We start from the raw sequence: 24,184 nt of genomic DNA, 5'->3' as shown, positions 1-24,184 counted from the left end.
GCCGCATTCTTGAGCGCTATCCGCGCACCATGGCCCATCTTGGGCAAGCGGTGCGTATCGCCGATCTGGCCTTTGTCTACGATGCCGCCGAAGTGGAGGAGGGCGCGCACAGACTGGTGGCGATGTGCGAAAGAGCGCAGACGACTTGGCTGGTGGACGAGTTGCCGTTCTGGGCGGCGACGATGCTGGCTACGGAGTAGCCTTTTTGACCTGTCGCAGTCTCACAACGCGCCAGGCTTGCCTGTCCTCAAGCCGCCACAAACCGCTCCCGCAAATACGCCACGATCTTGTCCGAATCGTAGAGCCACTGGCTCTTGCCGGCTTTATCGGTGATTCTCAAGCAGGGCACCTTGGTCTGGCCACTGCCTTTGAGCAATTCCTGACGGTCCGGGCCTTCAGGCTGTGCGTCGATGCGCTTGATGTTCAATGACAGGCGGCTCATTTCCTGCCGGACCTTGCTGCAGAAAGGGCAGGTCTTGTACTGGTACAGCACCAGCGACTTGCATTGCCGGTTGACCTTGTCCTGCGCGGCCTGGATGCGCACCACGCCCTTGGGGCGGGTGAGGGTTTCCTTGAGCAGCACCACCGGACCGAGGACGACGCGCAGGGTTCTAAAAAAGAATCGGATAAAAGTTTTCATGGCTAATTTTAGGGGACTGGCTGCTGCGGCCCGGCGGCAGGCGGCGCCCGGTCAGCCGCGCATCAGGGCCTCGATCTCGTCCGCCTTCACCGGCACGCCGCGCGTCATCAGCTCGCAGCCCTGGGCCGTCACCAGTGCGTCGTCCTCGATGCGGATGCCTATGTCCCAGAATTTTTTCGGCACGCCCTTGGCCGGACGCACGTACAGGCCGGGCTCGACCGTCAGCACCATGCCGGGTTTCAGGATGCGCGAAGGCTTGCGCATGACCTTCTGGCCAAGCGCATCCTTTTCTTCATGCGGCTGGCTGCCGGGCTCGGTGTAGTCGCCGCAGTCGTGCACGTCCATGCCCATCCAGTGGCCGGTGCGGTGCATGTAGAACTGCCGGTAGGCGCCCGACTCCAGCACGTCATCGACCGTGCCGTGCTTCGCTTTGGCCAGCAAACCGGTGTCGAGCATGCCTTCGACCAGCACCCGCGTGGCGGCGTTGTGCGGGTCGATGAAACGGTTGCCCGGCCGGGTGACCGCAATCGCGGCTTCCTGCGACGCCTGCACGATGTCATAGAGAATCCGCTGCGCCGGGCTGAACTTGCCATCGGCCGGAAAGGTGCGGGTGATGTCGCTGGCGTAGCCGTCCAGTTCGCAGCCGGCGTCGATCAGGCAGAGCTGGCCGGATTTCAGTTCGGCGTTGCCGGCGCGGTAGTGCAGCACGCAGGCGTTGGCGCCCGCCGCGACGATGCTGGTGTAAGCCGGGAATTCAGAGCCCTGGCGGCGGAACTCGTGCAGCAACTCGGCTTCCAGGTGGTATTCGCGCAGGCCGCCTTTGACGTTGGCGCGCAGCATCGCGGCGGAGGTCTGCATGGCGCGCACATGGGCGGCGGCGGAAATCTGCCCGGCGCGCCGCAGGATGGAAATTTCGTGGCTGTCCTTGAACAGCCGCATTTCGTCGAGCAGCTTGCACAGATCGTGCTGGCTTTGCGGGCATTCGGCGCCCAGGCGCACGCGGGCGCGAACCTTGTTCAGCCAGCCATCGACCTGGGTTTCCAGGCCCTTGTGCGTGGCGAACGGAAACCACACGGCGTTCTGGTTGGCCAGCAGTTCGGGCATCTTGTCGTCGAGCGCATCCAGGCTGAAGGCGGCATCGACGCCCAGCGCGGCGGGCGCGGCCTGGGGGCCGAGCCGGATGCCGTCCCAGATCTCGCGTTCCAGATCCTTGGGCCGGCAAAACAGCGTGCTTTTGACCGTTTTGCCGCTGGCCTCGATGGCCAGCCACGCACCGGGCTCGCCAAAGCCGGTCAGGTAATAAAAATAGCTGTCGTGGCGGTACGGAAAGTCGCTGTCGCGGTTGCGCGGCAACTCGGGCGCGGTGGGCAGCAGGGCCACGCCGCCGCCGGCCTTGATCAAGGCGCGGCCAATGGCGGCGCGGCGTTTGGCATAGACGGCATAGGCGGCCGAAGGGCTCAATTGGGTGCTCATGGGGCGTGATGCTTTCAGTTCGGAATAATTTGGTTCAGTTCGGCGAGCCGCTGCGGCGTGCCCACGTCGGTCCAGGCGCCCGAATACAGCTCGGCGCTGACCTGCTGGCGGTCCATCGCCGCGCGCAAGAGCGGCGCCAGCGCGACCGCCAAGCCTTGCGGGTTGCCAAAGGCCAGCGTGTCGAACAGTTCGCGCCGGTACAGGCCGATGGTGCTATAGGTGTAGCGCGGCGCCGGGTCGTCGGCGGCCAGGTTCAGCGCCAGGCCGTCAGCGCTCAGGCCGAAATCGCCGCGCGGGTTGTGCGCCGGATTGGGCACCAGCCACAGGTGGGCGAGCTTGCCGCTGGCGATGAAGCGGTCGGCGGCTTCTGGCGAGAACTCGAATCCGGGCACGAACACATCGCTCGCCAGCAGCCAGAACACATCGCCCAGCAGCGGCAGCGCACGCGCAATGCCGCCGGCCGTTTCGAGCGCATAGCCGAAGTCATCGCCTTCGTGCGAGTATGAAAATGATAGCTGTTCATGCCAGCCAGTATTGCGCAAAAGGCCTAAATGGCTTGAAATCTGCTCGCCCAGCCAGGCGGTGTTGACGACCAGCTCGTTGAAGCCGCCGCGTGCCAGTGCCTCTGCATGCCAGTCGATCAGCGCCTTGCCCCGCACCTGCAGCAAGGGCTTGGGGCAATGGTCGGTCAGCGGCCGCATGCGCTCGCCGCGCCCGGCGGCCAGGATCATGGCCTTGATCGGCGGGTTCATTTTTCCACCCCGGATGTCCGGTTGAAGTGGCACAAAAAGAGGCGGGCGCAGGGGGGCTTGGTTTGCATGAACACGACTTTAGAGCATTTGCCGCCGCTGCTGTTTCAGCGCTGCAGAAAGCGGCTCCGGGCGGGCGCCAGCGCAGCGGCCGTTAAAATGCCGGATTACCTTGACTACCGAACCTTCCGGAGCTTAGCCTGATGGCCAAAAACGAAATGATGGCGAATGCGATACGCGCACTCGCAATGGACGCCGTACAACAAGCCAATTCGGGTCATCCCGGCGCCCCCATGGGCATGGCCGACATGGCCGTGGCCCTCTGGGGCGACCACCTCCGGCACAACCCCACCAATCCGCACTGGATGGACCGCGACCGCTTCGTGCTGAGCAACGGCCATGCGTCGATGCTGATTTACGCGGTGCTGCACCTGACCGGCTACCAGCTGCCGATCAGCGAACTGAAAAACTTCCGCCAGTTCGGCTCCAAGACCCCCGGCCACCCTGAAGTGGACGTGACGCCCGGCATCGAGACCACCACCGGCCCGCTCGGCCAGGGTCTGACCAATGCGGTCGGCATGGCGCTGGCTGAAAAGCTGCTGGCCAAGGAGTTCAACCGCGAAGGCCACACGGTCGTCGGCCACAACACCTACGTGTTCATGGGCGACGGCTGCCTGATGGAAGGCATCAGCCACGAGGCCGCCGCGCTGGCCGGCGCCTGGAAGCTGGACAAGCTGATCGCGCTGTACGACGACAACGGCATTTCGATTGACGGCCAGGTCGAGCCCTGGTTCATCGACAACACCGCGCAGCGTTTTGCCGCCTACGGCTGGAACGTGATTGGCCCGGTCGATGGCCATGACGCCGACGCCGTGTCCGCCGCGATTGCCGAGGCCAAGAAGGCATCCGGCAAGCCGACGCTGGTGATCTGCAAGACGCACATCGGCAAGGGTTCGCCGAACCGCGCCAACACCGCCAAGGCGCACGGCGAACCGCTGGGCGCCGAGGAAATCGGCCTGACCCGCGCCGCGCTCAACTGGCCGCACACGCCTTTCAAGATTCCCAAGGAAAGCATGGCCGCCTGGGATGCCAAGGCCCAGGGCCGCAAGCTCGAAGCCGAATGGGACAAGACCTTTGCCGCCTACAAAAAGGCGCATCCCGAACTGGCCGCGGAATTCGTGCGCCGCATGAAGGGCGAGCTGCCCAAGAGCTTTGCGCAGCTGGCCGTCGATACCGTCGTCGGTGCGCATACCCGGGCCGAAACCGTGGCTTCGCGCAAGGCCTCGCAGCTGGCGCTCGAATCCTTCACCGCCGGCCTGCCCGAGTTGCTGGGCGGCTCGGCCGACCTGACCGGCTCAAACCTGACCAACACCAAGTCCACGCCCAGCCTGCGCTTTGACGCCAGCGGCGACGTGGTGCAGATCGAGGCCGCCAACGGCAGCCTGGTCGGCGGGCGCCACATCAACTACGGCGTGCGCGAGTTCGGCATGGCCGCCATCATGAACGGCGTGGCGCTGCATGGCGGCTTCATCCCCTACGGCGGCACCTTTTTGACCTTCAGCGATTACTCGCGCAATGCCATCCGCATGGCCGCGCTGATGAAGCTGCGCGTGGTGCATGTGTTCACGCACGACTCCATCGGCCTGGGCGAAGACGGCCCGACGCACCAGTCCATCGAGCATGCCGCCAGCCTGCGCCTGATTCCGAACCTGGACGTCTGGCGTCCGGGCGATACCGCTGAAACCGCCGTGGCCTGGGCCGTGGCGCTGGAAAACAAGACCCGGCCCACGGCCTTGCTGCTGAGCCGCCAGAACCTGCCGTATGCGCCGAAAGACGATGTCGGCCAGATCAGCAAGGGCGCCTACGTGCTGGCCGAGCCGGAAGAAGTCGGCATGAAGAAAAAGGCGCAGGCCGTCATCATTGCCACCGGCTCCGAAGTGCAGCTGGCGCTGAAGGCGCAGGAACTGCTGGCCGCCCAGAAGATCGCGGTGCGCGTGGTGTCGATGCCTAGCACGACCACGTTCGACCGCCAGGACACGGCCTACAAATCGAAAATCCTGCCCGAAGGCCTGCCGCGCATCGCGGTGGAAATGGGCGTGACCGATGGCTGGTGGAAATACGGCTGCGCGGCGGTCATTGGCATTGACACCTTCGGCGAATCAGCGCCGGCCGCCGTGCTGTTCGAGCACTTCGGTTTCACGCCAGCCAATGTGGCCGCGACCGTGCGCAAGGTGCTGCGGAAAAAATAAGTGCCGTTCCGGCCTGTCCGGCCGGAGGGTGTTGCAAGTTAACCAACTGGAGCAAAAAGCAAGATGACTATCAAGATGGGTATTAACGGCTTCGGCCGCATTGGCCGCAACGTGTTGCGCGCCGCCGTGCAGAACTTCAGCGACATCGAGATCGTCGCCATCAACGATTTATTGGAGCCCGAGTACCTGGCCTACATGCTGCAGTACGACTCGGTGCATGGCCGCTTCAAGGGCGAGGTTTCGGTCGAAGGCAACACCCTGATCGTCAACGGCAAGCGCATCCGCCTGACGCAGGAGCGCGACCCGCTGAACCTCAAGTGGGCCGAAGTCGGCGCCGACGTGGTGCTGGAAGCCACCGGGCTGTTCCTGGACAAGGCCGCCGGTGAAAAGCACCTGGCCGCCGGGGCCAAGAAGGTGATCTTCTCGGCTCCAAGCAAGGACGACACACCGATGTTCGTCTTCGGCGTGAACGACAAGACGTATGACGGCCAGGCCATCATCAGCAACGCGTCCTGCACGACCAACTGCCTGGCGCCTGTCGCCAAGGTGCTCAACGACAAATGGGGCATCAAGCGCGGCCTGATGACCACGGTGCATGCGGCCACGGCCACGCAAAAGACGGTGGACGGCCCTTCAAACAAGGACTGGCGCGGCGGACGCGGCATCCTGGAAAACATCATTCCCTCGTCCACCGGCGCGGCCAAGGCCGTCGGCGTGGTCATCCCCGAGCTGAACAAGAAGCTCACGGGCATGTCCTTCCGCGTGCCGACCAGCGACGTGTCGGTGGTCGATCTGACCTGCGAATTGAACAGCGAAGCGACGCTCAAGGAAATCTGCGCCGAGATGAAGGCGCAAAGCGAAGGTGCGCTCAAGGGCGTGCTGGGCTACACCGAGGATAAGGTCGTCGCCACCGATTTCCGGGGCGACACGCGCACCTCGATCTTTGACGCGGACGCGAGCATCGCGCTGGACGGCACCTTCGTGAAGATCGTCGCCTGGTACGACAACGAATGGGGCTACTCGAACAAGTGCCTGGAGATGGCGCGCGTCGTGTCGAAGTAAGCACTGCTTGCCAATAAAAAAAGCGCCTTCGGGCGCTTTTTTTATTGGGCGTCCGAGGTTTCGACTTGCGCCTTGCCTTCATCACGCGGCTGTCGGCGTTGCTGGGCGGTAAATTTTGAAGAAAAACCAGGTTTACGCAAGTGACATAAGAATTTGTAGCTATATATTTGATAGCATTCGGCGGTATCTCACGACCGCGACAGATTCAGCAGCGACGACTTGAACGAGAGGATGTGCGTTCTGGCCGCCTCGGTTGCCGCTTGCGCATCATGGCTGGCCAGGGCCGCAACGATGGCACGGTGCTCGGCCATCACCTCGTCCACATGGCCCTCGGTTGTAAACGAGATGGCCCAGAACCGCTGGGAGCGGGCGTGCAGCACGCTCAGGATGTCTTGCAGCATGGTGTTGCGGGCGGCCTGCGCAATTTTTTCGTGGAACAGGCGGTCGGTGTTCATCAGCGCCACCACGTCGCGCTGCCCGGCGGCGTTTTCGAAATCCTGGGCAATGGCTTCGAGTTCCTGGAGTTCGTGGCCGGTGATGGCGGCGGCGGCCAGGCGCATGCACAGCATCTCGTTGACCTGGCGCACCTCGATCAACTCCAGCGCGTCGTTGATCGACAGCGGCGCGGCCATCGCGCCCTTGCGCGGAATGATCTGCACCAGCCCCTCGGCGGACAGCCGGTGCAGCGCCTGGTTGATGGGGGTTCGGCCCAGGCCAAAACGCTCCATCACCTGCGCCGTGTTCAGGTATTCACCCGGTTTGTAGGCCAGCGTCACCAGCGCGTCCTTCAGGCGTGCGTAGGCGGATTCATTGCGGGACAGATCCTCGCCCGGTACACGGGCAGAAGACTGATGGACGGCTGCAGCAGGTTTCATGGCGCTCTTAAATATCACATTTGGACCTCCGATGCTACACGGGAAAACGTGGCATGAAATTCGCTAGAAAACACTGTAATATTTCACTGAAATTTCTCAATCGTTTCAAAAGGAAATACGTTGCTATGACCCTTATTTTTGATCTCCCCCCTGAAAACGCCGCCCAGCCCCTGCGGATCGAGGTCGACCGCCTTGTGATCGCTGGCTGGACCGGCCGCGATGCGCACGCCATCGAGCACCATATTGGTGAGCTTGAGGCGATTGGCGTGCCCCGCCCGAGTGCGGTGCCGCTTTTTTACCGTGTCGCGGCCAACCAGCTGAGCCAGGCCGGCAGCGTGCAGGTGGTGGGCGATGGCACTTCCGGCGAAGCGGAGCCTTTCCTCTTCTTCCACGCGGGCGAGTTTTTCGTGTCGATTGCCTCCGACCACACCGACCGCGCGCTGGAAACCCACAGCGTTGCCCTGTCCAAGCAGATTTGCCCCAAGCCGGTGGCGCGCAGTGCGTGGCGGCTGGCCGATGTGCAAGACCATTGGGACGAGTTGGTGTTGCGCTCGTGGATCGAGGAGGGCGGGGAGTTCCGCCTGTACCAGGAAGGCACGCTGGCCGCGCTGCGCGAACCTGCCGATCTGCTGGCGCGCTACGGCGCCGGCAACCCGGCCCCCGCAGAAGGCTTTGCGATGGCCTGCGGCACGGTGGGCGCCATCGGCGGCATCCGTCCGTCGCCCGCCTTTCGCATGGAGCTGTTTGACGCGCGCCTGAACCGCCGCATCACGCATGCCTACCGCTGCCTGGCGCTGCCGGTCATTGCCTGAACGCACGGAGCAGACGCCATGCATTCCCCCACATTCACCACGACCAGCGCACGCGCCGCCCTGGATGCCAGGCACAGCAGTTCGCTGGCGCTGACCGAAGCGGCCCTGGACCGCATCGCCGACCCCGCCGGCGAGGGCGCGCACGCGTTCACGCAGGTCTTTGCCGAACGTGCCGTGCGCCTGGCGCAGTCCTCGGACAGCTTGCGCGACGCGGGCCTGCGGCGTTCGCCGCTCGAAGGCTTGCCGGTCTCCGTCAAGGATCTGTTCGACGTGGCCGGCAAGCCCACGACGGCCGGCTCCACGGTGCTGCGCGATGCGCCCGCTGCGGCGCAGGACGCCGGCGCGGTGCAGCGCCTGCTGGCGGCGGGCGCGGTCCTGGTCGGCAAGACCAACATGACCGAATTCGCCTACTCCGGGCTGGGCATCAACCCCCACTACGGCACCCCGGCCAACCCGTGGCAGCGGCACGAGCAGCGCATCCCCGGCGGCTCATCGTCGGGCGCTGCGGTGGCGGTGGCTGACGGCATGTGCCTTGCCAGCGTCGGCAGCGACACCGGCGGCTCGGCGCGCATCCCTGCTGCCCTGTGCGGCATCACCGGCTTCAAGCCCACGGCGCGGCGCATGCCGTCCACCGGGCTGGTGCCGCTGTCGCCCACGCTGGACGCGGTCGGCGTGCTGGCCGCCGATGTGGCGGGCTGCGCGGCCATGGATGCGGTGCTCTCCGGCAGCCTTGGTGCCACCCGGCCGGCGCGCCTGGCGCAAGCCCGCTTCGCCGTTCCCACCACGCTGGTGCAAGACGGCATGGACGCCGAGGTGGCCGCAGCCTTTCAGCACGCGCTGCAGCGTTTGTCTGCCGCAGGCGCGCAGCTGGTGGAACTGGCGGTGCCCGAATTTGACGAACTGGCAGGCATCAATGCCGCAGGCGGCTTTAGCGCGGCGGAGTCTTGGGCCTGGCATGCCGACCTGGTGGAGCGGCGCGGCGCGGGCTACGACCCACGGGTGCTGTCGCGCATTTTGCGTGGGCGGGACTTCTCGGCCCGGGCTTACATCGGGCTGTTTGCGCAGCGCGCCGACTGGCAACGCCGGGTCGCCGCGCGCCTGGGCGAGTTTGACGGCTGGCTGATGCCCACCGTGCCGCTGGTCGCGCCGCGCATTGCCGAGCTGGCCGACGAGGCGCGGTACTTTTCGGTCAACGGCGCCATGCTGCGCAACCCGTCGATTGTCAATTTCATCGACGGCTGCGCCATTTCCCTCCCCTGCCACCCGCCCGGCGGCGCCCCGGTCGGCCTGAGCCTGGCCGGCCCGGCCATGGCCGATGCCGCCCTCCTGGGCTGGGCCGCGGCTATCGAAACCACCCTGAATTTCCAGCATTAATTTTCAACTGAAGGAGCGTAGGTATGGATTCCACTTCCCATGGCATGCTGTTCGTGGCGACCGATGTAGGCGCTGCGGACGAAGCTGATTTCAACGACTGGTACGACCGCGAGCACGTCGAAGAGCGTGCCCGCGTCGAGGGCTTTATTTCGGCGGCGCGCTACCAGTCGGTGCGCGGCGGCAAGCGCTACCTGGGCCTGTACCGCACAGCTTCGCTGGCGGCCTTCACCTCACCAGCCTACCAAGCCGCCTTCGGCCGGCAAACCGCCTGGTCCATCACCAACCTGGGCCGCATGCTGGAGCCGATGCGCCGCGTCTGCGCCGTGACGGCGGTCGTGGGCCAGGGCAGCGGCAGCTGGCTGTCGGTGCTGACGATGAACCCGGCCGCCGAGGCGACGGAGCTGGCCGCGCACATCGCCAGCCTGGGCCGGCAACTGGCCGCACGGCCCGGCTTCGTGCAGTCCTACCTGCTGGTCCCCGATGACGCGCTGAGCACGCCCTTGCCCCGGGAAAGCGTGCAAGGCCGCCAGCTTCTTGCGCTGCTGGTCATTGAAACCAGCAGCGCCGAAGCCAACGATGCCGCCCTGGCCCAGGCGCAGGCGCTGCTCGGGCCAGGCGCACAGGACGCGGCCTGCTACGCGCTCAAGTGGAAACTGTTCTCGCAGGAACTGGCCCGCTGAACGGCGCCGTCCTTTTTTAACGCACCGCCTACCCAACCCGATACTCCCATGACCCATCCTTCACTCGCATTGCCCGTACTGCCCACGCCGCCCGCCTTGCCCAGATCGCCGAAAATGGGGCGGCTCGCCGCCGCCAGCTCGGTCGGCACCACGCTGGAGTGGTATGACTTCACTATCTACAACCTGATGGCGGCGCTGGTTTTCAACGCCGTGTTTTTTCCGTCCTTCGACCCGCTGACGGGCACGATCCTGGCCTTTTCGACCTATGCGGTCGGTTACATCTCGCGGCCCCTGGGCGGCTTCGTGTTCGGCCATCTGGGCGACAAGCTGGGCCGCCGCTTCGTGCTGGCCGCCACCCTCATGATGATGGGCGTGGCCACCGGACTGATCGGCTTTTTGCCGGGTTATGCCTCATGGGGCATCTGGAGCCCGGTGCTGCTGGTCACGCTGCGCTTTTTGCAGGGCGCGGCCATTGGCGGCGAATGGGCGGGCGCGGTGCTGTTGTCGATGGAGCACGGCTCCCAGCACCAGCGCGGCCGCAATGCCTCTTTCGCCCAGGTGGGCCCGTCATGCGGCACCTTGCTGGGCACGGGCTTCATCACGCTGCTGACCCTGTTTCTGAGCCCGGAAGAGTTTCAGTCCTGGGGCTGGCGCATCCCCTTCCTGGCCAGCGTCGTGCTGGTGGCTTTTGGTCTGTGGCTGCGCTGGGGCGTGGAAGAAACCCCGGTGTTCCTGGAACTCGAAGCCCACCACGAAAAGGCCCAGGCGCCGCTCAAGGAGGTGTTTACCCACCACTGGCGCCGCCTGTTGATGGCGGGCGGCTCGCGCATCGGTTCCGACGTGCTGTACGCGCTGGTGGTGGTTTTCACGCTCACTTATGTCACCACCGTGCTGCACCTGTCCCGCCCCGTGGCCCTGACGGCCACCATGCTCGGCGCCGCCTGCAACGCCATCGCCGTGCCGTTCTTTGGCGCGCTGTCCGACCGGCTGGGCCGCCGCCCGGTGTACATCGCCGGCGCACTGCTGGGCATGGTCTGGGCCTATGTGTTCTTCATGCTGATGGACAGCGCGCAGCCCCTGCAAATCTGCATCGCCGTCGTCGTCGGCCTGATCATCCACGCCATGATGTACGGCCCCCAGGCCGCCTTCGTCACCGAGCAGTTCCCGACCCGCGTGCGCTACGCCGGCTCATCCCTGGCGTACACCCTGGCGGGCATCGTGGGCGGTGGCTTTGCGCCGCTGATCATCGCCACGCTGTTCAAGTCCTACGGCTCCACGCTGGCCATCTCGGTGTATGTCACCGCTGCGCTGTGCCTGACGCTGGTGGCCGTCTTTGTGGCGCGCGAGACGGCGAAGGCGCCGCTGGAAAACTGATACGCCCCGCCATCCACCATCCACCATCCACCATCCACCCAAAATCACCCTTGATATGAAAAAACCATTCCAGCTCTCCATGGCCCTGGTTGCAACCAGTCTTGTCCTGCTGTCTTCGCTTGCCACCGCGGAAGACGCATACCCGTCCAAACCCATTCGCCTGGTGGTGACCTATCCGCCCGGCGGCAGCAACGACATGGTGGCCCGCATCGTCGGCCAGAAGCTCGCGGTCAGCCTGGGCCAGCCGGTGCTGGTGGACAATAAGCCCGGTGCCAGCGGCAACATCGGCATGGACTTCGTGGCCAAGGCGCCGAAGGACGGCTACACCTTGCTGCTGGCCCACACCGGCCTGGCCTCCAACGCCCACCTGTTTGCCAAGCTGCCGTTCGACCCGCTGAAGGACATCGCGCCCATCATCCGCATCGCCGACCAGTCGAACGTGCTGATCATCAACCCGAAATGGCCGTTCAAGAACGTGGCTGAACTGGTGGCCTACGCCAAGGCCAACCCCGGCAAGCTGAGCGTGGGCACCTCCGGCCTCGGCGGTCCGCAGGACGTAGCCGCCCGCCGCTTCATGCAGATGACCGGCACCGACATGCTGAATGTGGCCTACAAAGGCGGCGCCCCCGCGCTGGCCGACCTGCTGGGCGGCCAGATCGATTTGATGTTCGAAACCTCGCCCACCGCCGTGCCCTACGCCAAGAGCGGCAAGCTCAGGGCCTTGGCCGTCACCGGCGACAAGCGCCTGTCCACCCTGGCCGATGTGCCCACGGTCGCCGAGGCCGGTATCGCCGGCTACAAATCCGTCGGCTGGGTCGGCCTGGCCGCACCGGCAGGCACACCGCCGGCCATCATCGCCAAGCTCAACGAACAGGTGCAATTGCTTTTGAACACCAGCGAGATGAAGAAGCAGATCACCGACATCAGCCTGGACGTGACCGGCAGCTCCGTCGCGGGCTTCAACAGCTTCGTGCGCAAAGAGTGGGACGACTACGCCAAGTTCGTCAAGGACTCCAACATAACGCCGCAATAAACCGGCTTGAACGTGACCCTGCCCCTTGCGGGAGGTCGCGCGTCAGGCGGCCGGCGAAACGATTTGCGTGATTTGTTCATCGGTACAGCTGCAGGGGGTGTCGTAGCGCAGCAGCGCCCCGAGCGCTTGCCATTTGTCTGCAAGCTCCGGATTGTGCAAGGCTGCGCGAAGTGGGCCTTGTATCTTGCCGCGGGGGCCGCTCCCGACGTTGCGTGGATACTCAAGCGAAGTAACGCTGTTATGCCAGTGAGCGCAGACAACTACTTGCCCGATAGGCTGGGTTGTGCGCTGTGCAGGGCATGTCGTCGATCAGCAAAACCGCCGGTTCTGCACTTGGGTCATGGCGCGCCTTGCGCCGTGCCGATGGGCAGATCGAGCGTGAAGGTCGCGCCCCGGCCGGGGCCGTCGCTGTGGGCGGTGAGGGTGCCGTCCATCTGCCGGGCCGCCAGCGCGCAGCTGTGCAGCCCGAAGCCGTGGCCGGTCTTGCGCGTGGTGAAGCCGTGCGCGAAGATGCGCGTGAGGTTTTGCGCCGGGATGCCCTCGCCCTTGTCCGCGACCGATATGCGCAGCAAGCCGCCGGCGACTTGCACATGCAGCGTGATCTGGCGCGAGCCAACCGCCATGCTTTCCATGGCGTACTTGGCGTTGCTGATCAGGTTCACCAGGATCAGCAGAACCTGTGCCCGGTCCAGCGGCACCACCGGGACAGGTGCAAACTCCTTCACCACCGTCACCTGGTGGCGCACGAGCGCTTCGCCGCTCATGCGCAGGGCATCCTCGACCAGATCGCAGATCTGCAGCGGCTCGACAATGCTGGCGCTCCCCGCGTAGGACTGCTGGGTGGCCACCACGTCCTTGATGTGATCGATGCTGCGGATGAGGCGGGCGAGTTCCTCGGCCATGCCTTGCTGCTCTGCGGCCAGCGCCAGCGCCAGCTGGCCCAGATAGCCCGGCAGCATCTTGCCCTTGCCGTCAAGGGTCAGAAAGCCGCCCAGGTCCGCCGCGTGTTCGTCCATCAGCTGCACCGCCCGCGACAAGCCATGGGCGCGCGAGGTGCGCAGCGTGCTGCCGAGCAGGTCGGCCGAGACGTTGACGCTGTTGAGGATGTTGCCCACGTTGTGCAGCACGTTGGTGGCGATCTCGGCCATGCCGGCCTGGCGCGCGGCGGCGATGAGTTTGGCCTGGGTCTCGCGCAACTCGCGGGTTTTCTCGCGCACGCGCTGCTCGAGCTTTTCGTACAGCAGCGCGTTCTCCAGCGAGACCGCGAGCTGGCCGGCGATCAGCATCACCGCGTCCAGCCGGTCGATGGTGAACGCGCCGCGGCTGAGCTGGTTTTCCAGCAGCAACACGGCGCGTGGCACACCCTGGCTCAGGATCGGGATCACCAGCAGTGAACAACGCGCCAGCCCGGCGAGATACGGGTCGCGCGCGAAGCGGTCATCGCGCGTCGCATCCTCCACCAGCAGCGGCTCGCGGGTGCGCTCGGCATAGTGAAAGGCTGACAGCGGCAACAGGCCGCGCACTCCCGCCTCTTCGACCGGTATCGGCGCCATCTGCTGATCCGAGGTGGCGGACAGCAGCCATTGCTTCTGGTCCTCATCCTGCAGCGCGAAGCGCACCGATGTGGCGCCGGTCATCGTGCCGAGCAGCTTGACCACGCTGGTCTTCAGGCTGTCAAGGCTGGTTTGCGAACTCAGCGCCTGGGATGCGCGCAGCACGCCAAGCATGTCGATGCTGTCGCCAGACACGTTGTTGCCGGAATCCGGGCCGGGCCGCAAAGGGTGGGCAATGCGCAGGAAGGCGTGGGTGCGCTCAAGCTCGCGCGCCTTGGCGCTTGCCCCCCAGGCCTCATAGAGTTGCCGTGCTTCGGCCAGCAGTTGCCGTCCGGTGTGCTCCAGCCCTTGCTCCAGATGGAACAAGCCGGCCCGCTCGCTGATCAGTGCGTGGTGCCATGGGCGCTGACGCGCCTGGGCCTCGCGCAGCGCGGTGTCGAAGGCGCGAGCGGCATGCCAGGGGTCGCCCGCGCTCCAGGCGCGCTCGGCCTCGACCAGCTTGAGCAGGTGCCCGAAATTGACCGGGCAATCGGTGGCTCGCAGGGCCAGCCAGTCGCGGCACAGATCCATCTCGCGCAGCAGTTCAGCGCGCTCCCCGGGAACGGCTGCCTTGACCCGTTGCGCCAGCGCCAGCGCCTGCAGCAGGTGCACCAGCGCCGTCGCGTAGAAGCTCTGGAGATAGCTGCGCAGGCGTAGCAGCGCGGCCGTGTGCCGCACCAGCCCACCCATGTCTGCGAACAAGGCGGCGGCGAGCGCGCGCATGAGGTGAAAGGTGGCATCCGCGGAGGGATTGGCCCCCAGCCGGCCGACGCGGCCCGCCTCGTCGTAGTCGCCGTCGGTCAAACTGCCCGTCGCCTGGGTCTGGCCGCGTAGCGCTCGCAGGAGTTGCCGGTAACCGAGGTAAAGGTCGGTGCCATGCTCGTTGCCGGTGCGAATGGCAAAGGCCAGGCCGGCTTCGACCTCGCTGGCGTAGCGCTCCAGGGTCGGTTCGCAATCGAGCAGCGCCGTGACGGAGACGTAGTAGGTGAAGCAGGCGCTTTGCAGGTCGCCCCCATGCAGCATGGCTTCGCGTGCGTTCTGGATCAGGGCGACGCTGTTTTCCAGCGGTTCGAACCAGTGGCTGGTGCTCAGCGCGAAGAGGTCGGCCACCTGGGATGCTTCCGGCTCATAACCACGCGCCTGACTGACCGACAGCACATGCCGCACGGCCTCATAGCCGGTGCGGTATTCCTGGCGCAGCGCAATGGTGACGAGGGTGGCGTGGCCAAGGCTGAGTGCCAGCTTGGCGCAGGGACCATGCTCGGCCCACAGCCGATGGCTCTCAAGCACCAGCCAGGCCACGGCCATCGGGTCGCACAGGCGCGACGGCGCCATCAAGCGGTTGATGAGCGTGGCGACCGCCACCCCGCGCGGATCGGCGGCCTCGGGGCGCCGCTGGTCGTCGGCCAGGCTCACTGCGCCCACCCATTGGTACAGGGCATCGAGCTTGCGGGAGACTTCGATGCCGATGTTGTCCCCGGAGGGCACCTGCAGCCCGAGTCGCCGCAGCAAGGACAGGCCCAGCGCCACGGCTTCGCGCGGCCGGCCGCGATTGGTCAGGCTGCTCACCTGCACGCAGGCAGCCTCGACCAGTTCCAGCGCATCACCGCCGCGGCCCTCGATGGAGCGGTAGATGCCGTCGGCCTCCTCAAGACGCCCCAGGCTGTAGAGCGCGGTGTGCTGCCCGATCTCCAGCGAAGCAAACAGCTGCTCGTCCGCCGCAGTCTTCATGCCCCCGAGCAGCCCTAGCGCGGCCGTCAGGAAGCGTTCCATCGCGGCATAGTTGGCGGCGCGGCGCGCGTGGGTCGCGGCCTCGCGGAACAGGCCGGCGGCGCGGCGGCGTTCGTCCGGCTCATGCAGCGCTTCGATGGCCGGCAGGTACTGCTGCGCCGCCACAGCACTGAACTCCGGTTTCAGCGCCAGCCGCCGCGCGAGGGTCAGATGCAGCGCGCAGCGCTGGGCCGGCTCCCGCGCGCCATGGGCCGCCTGCTGCACCCGGTCATGCCGAAAGCGCAGGGCGCTGTCGTCGCCTTGTTCGAGTACCAGCAGCCCGTCTTCAAGCGGCGCTGCCAGTTGCTCTTCCAGCTCGGTGGCAGACAGGCCGGTGGCGGCGCGCAACTGGCTTAAGGCGACTTCGCCGCCCAGGCATGCCATGGTTTCGAGCAGCGCGCGCCCCAGCTCGGGCAGTCGGGCAATGCGTGCACTCAGCAGATCGACCACATTGCCCTGGCCGATGTAGCGGCGTATGACCCCGGCGTCCCAATCCCAGCCGTCCGGGCCGGGCACCAGCGCCCCATCGCGGCGCAGCGCATTGACCAGCTCCACCGTATCAAAGGGGTTGCCGCCGGTGTGTGCGTTCAAGGCCTGCGCCAGCGCCGCAGACTGTGGCGCCGGCAAGCGCAGCATTTCCGCCAGCAGTATGCCGAGATCGGCTGGCGGCAGATCCGACAGCCGCAGCCGGACCGGCGCGCATTCGAGTTGCGCCCAGCGCGGCAGCGCGGCGGATATCGGGTGGATCGCGTCTATCCCGGCCTCGCGGTAAGCCCCCACCAGCAGCAGGCCGGGCAGATTCCGCGCGGCCAGAACGGCTTCAATGAGATGGATCGAGATCGCGCTCGCCCATTGAAGGTCATCAATCACCATCACCAGCGGCCGCGTGGTCGAGATGATCGAACGCAGCAGGTCCAGGACAGTCAGCAAAAGCCTGGCCTCGGTCTGGGCCGGATCGATCAAGGGAACTTCGGGCTGTTCTCCCAGTAGCGTCACGAACTCCGGCAGCCTTGGTGAGCAGATCACGCCGGCATTCGGGCCAAGTACCGCCAAAATACGTTCGCGCTGATGGGTCAGTTCCGTTTCCGGTTCGGCCAGCAGCAGGCGGCCCAGCGCCCGCAGCGCCTGCACCGTGGCCGACGGGGCATCGCGGCGGTACTGATCGAACTTGCCGGACACGAACCAGCCGCGTTGCGCGGTCACCATCGGCCGCAACGCGTTGATCAGCGCGGTCTTGCCGACGCCCGGCGCGCCGGCGACCAGCACGACGCGGCTGTTGCCCCGCAGCGTATCCAGGAAAGCCTGCCGCAACGCGTCAATCTCTGTCTCGCGCCCGACCAGCCGCGAGGGCGCCGCCAGCCGCAATGCGAAGTCGCGTTCACCCAGCAAGAAGGGCGCGCTTTCATCGCACGCCAGGCGCTCGATGAGCCGGCACAGGTCATGGGCCAGGCCTTCGGCGCTCTGATAGCGCCGGTCGGGCTCTTTTTCCAGCAGGCGCAGGACGATGTCCGACAGCGCTTGCGGCAAGCCTGGCGCCAGCGTGGCAGGCGGCGCCGGCTGGCGCGCCAGATGGTCGTGGATCAGCTGCAGCGGGTCGGCGCTCTCGAACGGCGGACGGCCGGTGGCCAGTTCATAGAGCGTCGCCCCCAGCGCATACAGATCGGCGCGCTGGTCCACCGTGCGCCCGGTGCGGCCGGTCTGCTCGGGCGCCAGATAGGCCAGCGTGCCGGGAATGTCCCGGTGGTGGGTGAATCCCGGCTGGCCCTCGGCAAAGGTGGTGGCCAGGTGAAAGTCAATCAGCACCGGCTGGCGCTGCGGGCCGGCGAGCAGGATGTTGGCCGGGGTGATGTTCTGGTGCAGCACGCCTGCGCGGTGCACTGCAGCGACGGTCCGCGCCAGTTGCCGTGCCAGGGCCAGCAGCGCCGGCAACTCCAGCGCCTGGCTGCGGATGGCCTGCAGCAGCGGCACGCCCGCGCAATCTTCCAGCGCCATGACGCCAGCCGGATGCGGCAGCGCAGCCAGTCGCGGCACGCCCTCGATGCCGGCCAGGCGCGCGATGATTTTCTTCTCGTGACACAGCCGCTCCAGCGCGTTCGCGCCGAGCGGCTCTTTGCAGATGACGCTGGCCGCGCCCGTGGGCCGGGGCGCGCGAAAGATCCGCGTGGTCTGGCTCTGGTACAGAACCTCGCGGGCAAAGTCCCCGCTCGGGTGCTCTGCATCAGGGGTGTGAGGTGTGAACTGGATCATTTCTGGAAGCCTTGGGGCGATCAGCAGCCCGGCCTCAGGCGCGAGCCGGGCGCGTCGCCACCGGAAGGACAAGGATGATGATGAGGCCGGTGAGGATCAAGCGAACCGGGGCTTCCACGCGGACCGTGTTGAGCATCGACGCCAGCAGATTGAGGAACAGGGCGGCGCCCCAGATACCGATGGCGTTCGCCTGGCCGCCGGCAACGCTCGTGCCACCGATGACGACCACGGCGATGGCCTCCATCAGATACGCGTCGCCCATGTTCAGCGCGGCTCCTCCGGTAAAGCCGGCCAGCAGGAAACCCGTGACGCCGGAGAACGCGCCGCAGGCCGCATAGGCTGCCAGGCGCACGCGATGAATGGGGATTCCCGTGAGCCGCGCCGCTGCGGCGCTTTGCCCGGTCGCCAGCAGATGGCGTCCCGAAATGCTGCGGTTGAGCAGGACGGCAACCAGGACACTGACCAGCACGGTGATCACGACCAGGACTTGCACGCCGGCAACGCGTTGCACCGTCAAGGCGGCCAGCAGGGCCGGTGGCTTGACGGTTGCCTCTGCGCCCACATGCATGGCCACGGATTGAAACATGAAGCTCCAGGCGAGGGTGGCGATGAGGGGCGGAAGGCGCAAGGCGAGTATCGACAGGAAGTTCAGCACGCCGGCCAGCAGCCCGACAGCGAGCGCCAGCGCGAATCCCGCCGCGACAAGGGCGTCATTGCCCTGCATCATGCCCATGGACAGATAGGCCGACAAAGTGATGACGGCCGGGACCGAGAGATCGATATTGCCGGGCCCCGAGGCGATGACCAGCATCTGGCCGGTGCCCACGAGGACGCTGAAGACGCTGAAGGCCAGCGCCACGGACAGGATCTCCGCGCCGCCCCGGCCCGACCACGCGGCGCTGATCAGCCCCATCAGCGCCGCAGCCACAAAGCTGAACATCCAGGGCTGGCACCAGCCCGGCAGGCCAGCGCGCTTCATGGCTTGCGTCCCTGGACGAGGACGCGTCCGGCCAGCACGAGGAAGAGGATGGCGCCCTGGGCGCCGGTTTGCCACACCGGAGGAAGCTGCAGAAAGCTGAGCAGCGAAGCCGCCAGGGAAAACGTCATCGCGCCGATCACGACGCCGACGGGCGAGATGATCCCGCCGGTGAACGAGCCGCCGCCAAGGATCACCGCGCCGATGCTGAGCAGGGTGTAGGCCGGCGCGACGTTGGGATCGCCCGAGGTCGTGATGGCGCTCAGCACGATGCCCGCGAGCACCGCCAGACAGCCGGCGGCCGCGTAGACCACCACCCGAACGCGCACCAGCGACCAGCCGGAACGGGCCACGGCTTTCGGGTTCGCGCCCGCCCCGCGCAGCACGACACCATAAGACGAGCGCATGACGGCCCAGTGCCCGCATGCGGCCGCAAGCACCGCGATCCATACCGGCAGCGGCAACAGCGGCGGCTTCGCATCGAGCAATCCGGTCAGCCAGTCCGGCGCCAGGCCACCCGGCGAAGGAAGGATGAGCAGGGACAGGCCCAGCCACACAAAGGACATGCCCAGCGTCACCACAATCGAGGGCAGGCTGCGGTAGAAAATCAGCATGGCCGTGCCCGCATAGACGCCAATGGCCGCGAGCAGGATGGCCGCAGCCAACAGCGGCGCGGACGCGAGGAAGACCGCCACCACGCAGGTGACGAAGCCGACGAAGCTGCCAATGGACAGATCGATGTCGCCCAGGCTGATGATGAGCATCTGGGCCATGGCCGCGAGGATGAGCGGCACCGACAGGTTCAGCAGCAGGTTGATGCCGAAGTAGCTCAAGGCGCGAGGCTGGATCCAGAAGATGATCCCGAGCATGACCGCCAGTGCGAAAGCCGGCAGGGCCGCCGACAAGTGCTCCGCCCGGACGCTGCCAGGCCTGTGGACGAAGGCGGCGGGGTCAAGCATCAACCGCGCCCCCTGAAGGACAGGTCGATGATGCTGGCCTCTGTGATGGCGCTGCCGGTCAGCACAGCCACCACGCGTTGCTCGCGAAAGACATAGACGCGGTCGCAGTTCGTCAGCTCGCCCACTTCGGAGGTGTACCAGACGAAGGAGCGGCCCTTGTCGGCCTCTTGCCGGATGTGCCGGTAAACCGACTGCTTGGTGCCCACGTCAACCCCGCGCAAGGGGTCGTCCAGGAACACCAGTTCGGCCCTGGAAGCAAGGGCACGGGCGAACAGCAGCTTTTGCTGGTTGCCGCCGCTGAGGCTGAGGACGGGCAGGTCGATGCCGGCTGTTTTCAGGCCCATGGTCGCCACCCACTCGCGTGCCAGGCTAGCCTCGGCGGCGGCGCAGATCAGTGCATTTCTGCGCAGCGCCTTGAGGCAGCCGATGGACAGGTTCTTCGTGATGGACCACAGCGGGAACAGGCCTTCGGCCTGCCGGTCGCCGGCAACGTAGGCGACCGGCGGCCCCGAACGCCGTCGCTTCATGCTGGCGGCATGCAGCCTGCGCAGGCACTCGCGCTGACCGTGGCCGTCGAGGCCGGCCAACCCGACGATTTCGCCTTGGTACACCTCGATGGGGTGATCCCGGCTGTCCGCGCCGGACAGCTTGCGTACTGGCGCAGCGGCCGGCTGCGCCCGGATGGCTTCGGGCCTGCTGCGCGGCTCAGCCTGGAGGTGGCCCATCAGTGCCACGATGCCGTCGCGCGACAGCCCTTCGGTGGGGCGGTTCGCGACGATGCGGCCGTCAACCATCACCACAACGCGCCCGCAGATGCGCAGGATGTCTTCCAGGCGGTGGGAAATCAGGATGGCCGCGACACCGCGCCTGGCGGATGCGGCGACGAAGTCCAGCGCCTGCCGTGCCGCATGGTGGCCCAGCGAAGAGGTCGGTTCATCGAGGATCACGAATCGCAAGGGCTCGCTGGTCACCGTGTAGGCGCGTGCAATCTCAGCCATCTGCCGCTGGCCGATGGGCAGTTTGCCGACCACGGCATCGAGTGCCATGCCGTGCCCGGGAAACACCGCGTCGAGCTGCTCGCGGATCAGCTGCGCCGCCCGCTTTCGCCATCCAAAACCGCGCAGGCCGGGGTGCGCGATGCGGGTGTTTTCCACCAGGTCAAGGTTCTGGCAGAGCGACAACTCCTGGAACACGCAGCGTATGCCGCGAGCGTTGGCGGCGCACGGGTCGTAGCGGCCGGAGATTTCTTCACCGCTGATCGAAAGCGTTCCCGAATCGCGTTGCAGCGTTCCCGCGAGAATGTGCATGAGTGTCGATTTGCCGGCCCCGTTGTGGCCGACAAGCCCCACGACTTCTCCGGGAGCGACGGAAAAATCGATTCCGGCCAGCGCCTGGACGGCTCCGAAGTGCTGGCGGACGTTCGAGACAGTGAGCGGCCCCCGGTCGAGGCTCCTGGGACTGAAAGGGGCCGCGCAGGTCATTTTGGCGCTGGAATGGCCGGAAGCGGCTTGCGATGGGCATTCGCATCAATGATGCTCACCACCAGGCCTTGCGTATAGAAGGGGTTAGCGACGCCCCCGGCCGGTGTATCGGCAAGCCAGGCATCGCGGTCCCTGGCGTCGATGCGCAGCAAAGGAACCTCGACGTACTTCGGCACCTTCCTGCCGGCCAGGATCTGCTGTGCCACCCAGAAGGCGACCTGCGAAATGCTGGGCGTCGCCGAGATCGAGAAAGTTTCGTACTGTTTTTGCGTGTGCTGCTGCTTCCACCAGGCCAGCTCGTCCTGCCGGTTGCCCATGACGATGATGGGCATGGGTCGGCCGGAGGCTTCGAAGGCCCTGGCGGCGCCATAGCCGTCGCCTCCCTGGTCAACCACGGCGTCCACCTGGGGCAGGGACGGGATGAGGCCGGCAACCTCCTTTTGGGCGACCGCCGCCGTCCACTGGCCGTACACCATCCCGACGATCTTCAGGTCCGGATAATTCTTCAGGGCCTTGTGGATTCCCGCGCTGATGTCCCTGTCGGTCGAGTCGCCGGCGATGCCGCGAATTTCGAGAAGATTGCCCTTGCCCTTCAGGCGCTGCGCGACGTAGTCGATCTCTTGCTTGCCATAGGATGCCCAGTCGTAGTTCACCTGATAGGCGCAGGGCTGCGTCACGATGCCTGCGAAGGACACCACGACGATGCCTGCGTCGCAGGCCTGTTTGACCACGCCGTTCAATGCAGTGTCCGATGCGGCGAGGATCACGATGGCGTCGTAGCCCTGCAGGATCATGTTCTGGATGTGGGCGGCCTGCTCGGTCACCGAATTGTTGGCGCTGACGACAGGCGAGTCGCCGATCAGGCGGTCTTTGCGGGCCTGCGTCGCCACGTCCTGCCAGCTCTTGACCATCACTTGCCTGAAAGAGTTCCCCGCATAGGAATTGCTGAATCCGATGCGCTTTTGGCTCGTGTCCGCCTTGGCCACCCCGTCCTCGGCCCGCGCCGGCGAAGCTTGCAGGGCCAGCAGGGCCGCCAGCGCCAGTGCCGCGCCCAAAAGCGGCGTGCGCCGCGTGCTCACGCGAAACAGGCTCGATGCCGTTGATTGCATGGTGATTGCTCCCTCTTGTCAGTTTTTTAAAGAAAAAGCACGGTTCGAAGCCCGCAAGCTAAGCACTCAGGGGTGGATGGACCATGGCCCACAGTCTGTCATCAATCGGCAGCGGCACCGGCACCGCCTGGGGCAGCTCAAAGAAGAAGACGCTGCCTTTGCCGGCATCGGTCGTGAATCCCATGCTGCCGCCCATGCGCGCCACTATAGAGTGCGAGATATTCAGGCCCAGGCCCGTGCCGTTCTTGAGTTGGGTATCCGGCGATCCGGTCTGCGGGCCGCCCTGGAAGATGCGTTTGCCAAACTCTTCGGGAATGCCGGGGCCGCTGTCAGCCACTTCAACCCGGACCCGCCCGTTATCGGGGCGCAGCAGCCGGATGCGTACTGACGCCGCCGGAGGCGAGAACTTCACCGCATTGGACAGCAAATTGGTGATGACCTGGTTGAGCCGGTCATGGTCAACATTGACGGTCACCGCCTCTGCCGGGCCATCAAGCACCAGCTGGACGTTGTGCTGGCTGGCAAAGCCCTCGTTGGCCGCGACGGCCTGTGCCAGCAAAGGCAGCAGTTCCACCGGACGCGGTTCAAAGTGCATGGTTCCGGATTCGATGGTCTCGCTGTCAATAATGTCGTTGAGGAGCCTGATCAGGCGTTCTGAGTTATTGGTGGCAATGCCGACCAGATTTTTGACCATGGCCGGCAACTCGCCGGCAACTCCCCCCGCGATCAGGCCCAGCGTGCCGCGTATGGAGACGAGCGGCATGCGCAATTCATGGCTGACGCTTGAGATAAATTCACTTTTCAGGCGCTCAAGGCGTTTGAGTTCGGTCACGTCGGTGCCCAGCACGAAAAAGCCCAGCACCTTGCCTTCGTCCTCGTCTTCGCCATAGCGCGGCAAGTACTTCATGACGTAGTCGCGAAGCTGTCCATTGGCGGTTTTCTGCACGCGGTCATACTGCACCGAGTAGCCCGCCAAGGCTTCCTCGACCTTGCCCTGGACTTTTCCGTAAACCTCGTCGCCCATCATCTCGCGCAGGGTCTTGCCGTGGATCTGTTCGTACTTCAGCCCAAAAACTTCTTCGTAGGACTGGTTGTGAAACTGAAAGCGCTGTTCTGCGTCCACGTAGGCAATCAAGGCCGGCAAGGTGTCCGCGATCTGGTGCAGTTGCGACTCGCTGGCGTGCAAAGCCCGCGTTCGCTCCTGCACGGCCTCCTCCAGGCCGCTTACCTGCGACGCCGCCTGCCGCGCCAGCGCCCATTTGGCCGTCAGCGTCCTGGCCAGCTGGCTGACTTCGATCATGTCGAACGGCTTTTTCAGGATCAGCAGCCGGTCCTGCACGTCCAGCCGCTCCAGCACCTCCTCCCAGGCGTGGTCGGAGTAGGCCGTGCAGATCACGACTTGCACCTGCGGGTCGATGCGCCAGAGCCGCTCGATGGTCTCCACGCCATCCCAGCCCGGAGGCATGCGCATGTCCACGAAGGCCATGGCGTAGGGCCGCCCGGCCTGGAGGGCGGCCTCGGCCCGGGCCACGCCTTCGCGCCCCTGGTAGGCCGAGTCCAGCTCGAAGCCAGCGCACGAAGGCGCTTCGGCCTGGCCGAACAGCGCCGCTTCGAAGCCGTTCAGCTCGCTGGCCATGGGCCTGGGCGCAAGGATCTTGCGAAAGTCCTCATGGATCGAGGGCATGTCGTCAATCAGCAAAATACGCCGGTTTTGCGGCTCGTTCATGGC

18 protein-coding genes and 1 pseudogene are annotated in these 24,184 nt (G+C 65.8%); 8 read left to right on the top strand and 11 right to left on the bottom strand.

Features of this window, described 5'->3' with window-relative positions; genetic code table 11:
* Positions 1-29 precede the first annotated feature (29 nt).
* Positions 30-200 (top strand): hypothetical protein, encoded by a 171-nt coding sequence (locus ABLV49_RS20365; protein WP_349281840.1) that lies wholly within the window; start codon positions 30-32, stop codon positions 198-200.
* 47 nt (positions 201-247) lie between these two features.
* Here the strand turns inward: ABLV49_RS20365 and ABLV49_RS20360 are convergent, their stop codons facing one another.
* Genes ABLV49_RS20360 through murU form a run of 3 tightly spaced genes read right to left on the bottom strand, consistent with a single transcriptional unit; the run spans position 248 to position 2,865 of the window.
* A complete protein-coding gene (locus tag ABLV49_RS20360; RefSeq protein ID WP_349279358.1) occupies positions 248-640 on the bottom strand; it encodes a glutaredoxin family protein in 393 nt (130 codons plus the stop codon).
* Between the two features lie 51 nt (positions 641-691).
* Complete coding sequence (locus ABLV49_RS20355; protein WP_349279356.1) at positions 692-2,113, bottom strand: aminopeptidase P N-terminal domain-containing protein; 1,422 nt, start codon at positions 2,111-2,113, stop codon at positions 692-694.
* A 14-nt stretch (positions 2,114-2,127) separates the two neighbouring features.
* A complete protein-coding gene (gene murU, locus ABLV49_RS20350; RefSeq protein ID WP_349281829.1) occupies positions 2,128-2,865 on the bottom strand; it encodes an N-acetylmuramate alpha-1-phosphate uridylyltransferase MurU in 738 nt (245 codons plus the stop codon).
* A 200-nt stretch (positions 2,866-3,065) separates the two neighbouring features.
* Between murU and tkt the strand changes: the two genes are divergently transcribed.
* Together tkt and gap are read left to right on the top strand one after the other, a co-directional pair.
* The gene (gene tkt / locus ABLV49_RS20345) at positions 3,066-5,111 is read left to right on the top strand and encodes a transketolase (RefSeq protein WP_349279354.1); all 2,046 of its coding nucleotides are present in this window, start codon (positions 3,066-3,068) and stop codon (positions 5,109-5,111) included.
* A gap of 63 nt (positions 5,112-5,174) precedes the next feature.
* Positions 5,175-6,173, top strand: a complete 999-nt coding sequence (gap, locus tag ABLV49_RS20340) for a type I glyceraldehyde-3-phosphate dehydrogenase (protein ID WP_349279352.1) — start codon at positions 5,175-5,177, stop codon at positions 6,171-6,173.
* 188 nt (positions 6,174-6,361) lie between these two features.
* Here the strand turns inward: gap and ABLV49_RS20335 are convergent, their stop codons facing one another.
* Positions 6,362-7,048 carry a GntR family transcriptional regulator gene (locus tag ABLV49_RS20335; RefSeq protein ID WP_349279350.1) on the bottom strand — a complete coding sequence of 229 codons (687 nt, stop codon included), beginning with the start codon at positions 7,046-7,048 and terminating at the stop codon, positions 6,362-6,364.
* Between the two features lie 125 nt (positions 7,049-7,173).
* On the opposite strand from ABLV49_RS20335, the gene ABLV49_RS20330 reads away from it, so the two are divergent.
* From ABLV49_RS20330 to ABLV49_RS20310, 5 genes are read left to right on the top strand one after another with little or no spacing between them, the layout of a single operon-like run.
* Positions 7,174-7,860, top strand: coding sequence for a DUF2848 domain-containing protein (locus ABLV49_RS20330; RefSeq protein ID WP_349279348.1), 687 nt, complete (start codon positions 7,174-7,176; stop codon positions 7,858-7,860).
* An 18-nt stretch (positions 7,861-7,878) separates the two neighbouring features.
* Positions 7,879-9,234 (top strand): amidase, encoded by a 1,356-nt coding sequence (locus ABLV49_RS20325; protein WP_349279346.1) that lies wholly within the window; start codon positions 7,879-7,881, stop codon positions 9,232-9,234.
* 23 nt (positions 9,235-9,257) lie between these two features.
* Entirely contained in the window at positions 9,258-9,914 is a 657-nt protein-coding gene (locus ABLV49_RS20320; RefSeq protein ID WP_349279344.1) for a hypothetical protein, read from the top strand.
* A gap of 48 nt (positions 9,915-9,962) precedes the next feature.
* A complete protein-coding gene (locus ABLV49_RS20315) occupies positions 9,963-11,288 on the top strand; it encodes an MFS transporter (RefSeq protein ID WP_415838037.1) in 1,326 nt (441 codons plus the stop codon).
* Positions 11,289-11,343: 55 nt separating this feature from the next.
* Positions 11,344-12,321, top strand: coding sequence for a Bug family tripartite tricarboxylate transporter substrate binding protein (locus tag ABLV49_RS20310; RefSeq protein WP_349279342.1), 978 nt, complete (start codon positions 11,344-11,346; stop codon positions 12,319-12,321).
* 96 nt (positions 12,322-12,417) lie between these two features.
* On the opposite strand, the pseudogene ABLV49_RS26090 reads toward ABLV49_RS20310, so the two are convergent.
* The 7 genes and pseudogenes from ABLV49_RS26090 to ABLV49_RS20280 all read right to left on the bottom strand — a co-directional run.
* Positions 12,418-12,504, bottom strand: a pseudogene (locus ABLV49_RS26090) (carboxymuconolactone decarboxylase family protein); the annotation flags it as partial.
* Positions 12,505-12,659: 155 nt separating this feature from the next.
* Complete coding sequence (locus ABLV49_RS20305; RefSeq protein ID WP_349279341.1) at positions 12,660-17,930, bottom strand: trifunctional serine/threonine-protein kinase/ATP-binding protein/sensor histidine kinase; 5,271 nt, start codon at positions 17,928-17,930, stop codon at positions 12,660-12,662.
* 34 nt (positions 17,931-17,964) lie between these two features.
* The gene (locus ABLV49_RS20300; RefSeq protein ID WP_349279339.1) at positions 17,965-18,909 is read right to left on the bottom strand and encodes an ABC transporter permease; all 945 of its coding nucleotides are present in this window, start codon (positions 18,907-18,909) and stop codon (positions 17,965-17,967) included.
* Entirely contained in the window at positions 18,906-19,865 is a 960-nt protein-coding gene (locus ABLV49_RS20295) for an ABC transporter permease (RefSeq protein WP_349279337.1), read from the bottom strand. The genes ABLV49_RS20300 and ABLV49_RS20295 overlap by 4 nt, the downstream gene beginning before the upstream one ends.
* Complete coding sequence (locus tag ABLV49_RS20290) at positions 19,865-21,346, bottom strand: sugar ABC transporter ATP-binding protein (protein WP_349279335.1); 1,482 nt, start codon at positions 21,344-21,346, stop codon at positions 19,865-19,867. The genes ABLV49_RS20295 and ABLV49_RS20290 overlap by 1 nt, the downstream gene beginning before the upstream one ends.
* On the bottom strand, positions 21,343-22,455 hold the full coding sequence (locus ABLV49_RS20285; RefSeq protein ID WP_349279333.1) for an ABC transporter substrate-binding protein: 1,113 nt from the start codon (positions 22,453-22,455) through the stop codon (positions 21,343-21,345). The genes ABLV49_RS20290 and ABLV49_RS20285 overlap by 4 nt, the downstream gene beginning before the upstream one ends.
* Before the next feature lie 58 nt (positions 22,456-22,513).
* Positions 22,514-24,181 (bottom strand): ATP-binding response regulator, encoded by a 1,668-nt coding sequence (locus ABLV49_RS20280; protein ID WP_349279331.1) that lies wholly within the window; start codon positions 24,179-24,181, stop codon positions 22,514-22,516.
* Between the last annotated feature and the right edge of the window lie 3 nt (positions 24,182-24,184).

Source organism: Polaromonas hydrogenivorans, from assembly GCF_040105105.1.
In the GTDB taxonomy this organism is placed as follows: domain Bacteria; phylum Pseudomonadota; class Gammaproteobacteria; order Burkholderiales; family Burkholderiaceae_C; genus Polaromonas; species Polaromonas hydrogenivorans.
Note: the sequence above shows the minus strand (reverse complement) of the source record. Positions and strands in the feature narration are given on the sequence as shown.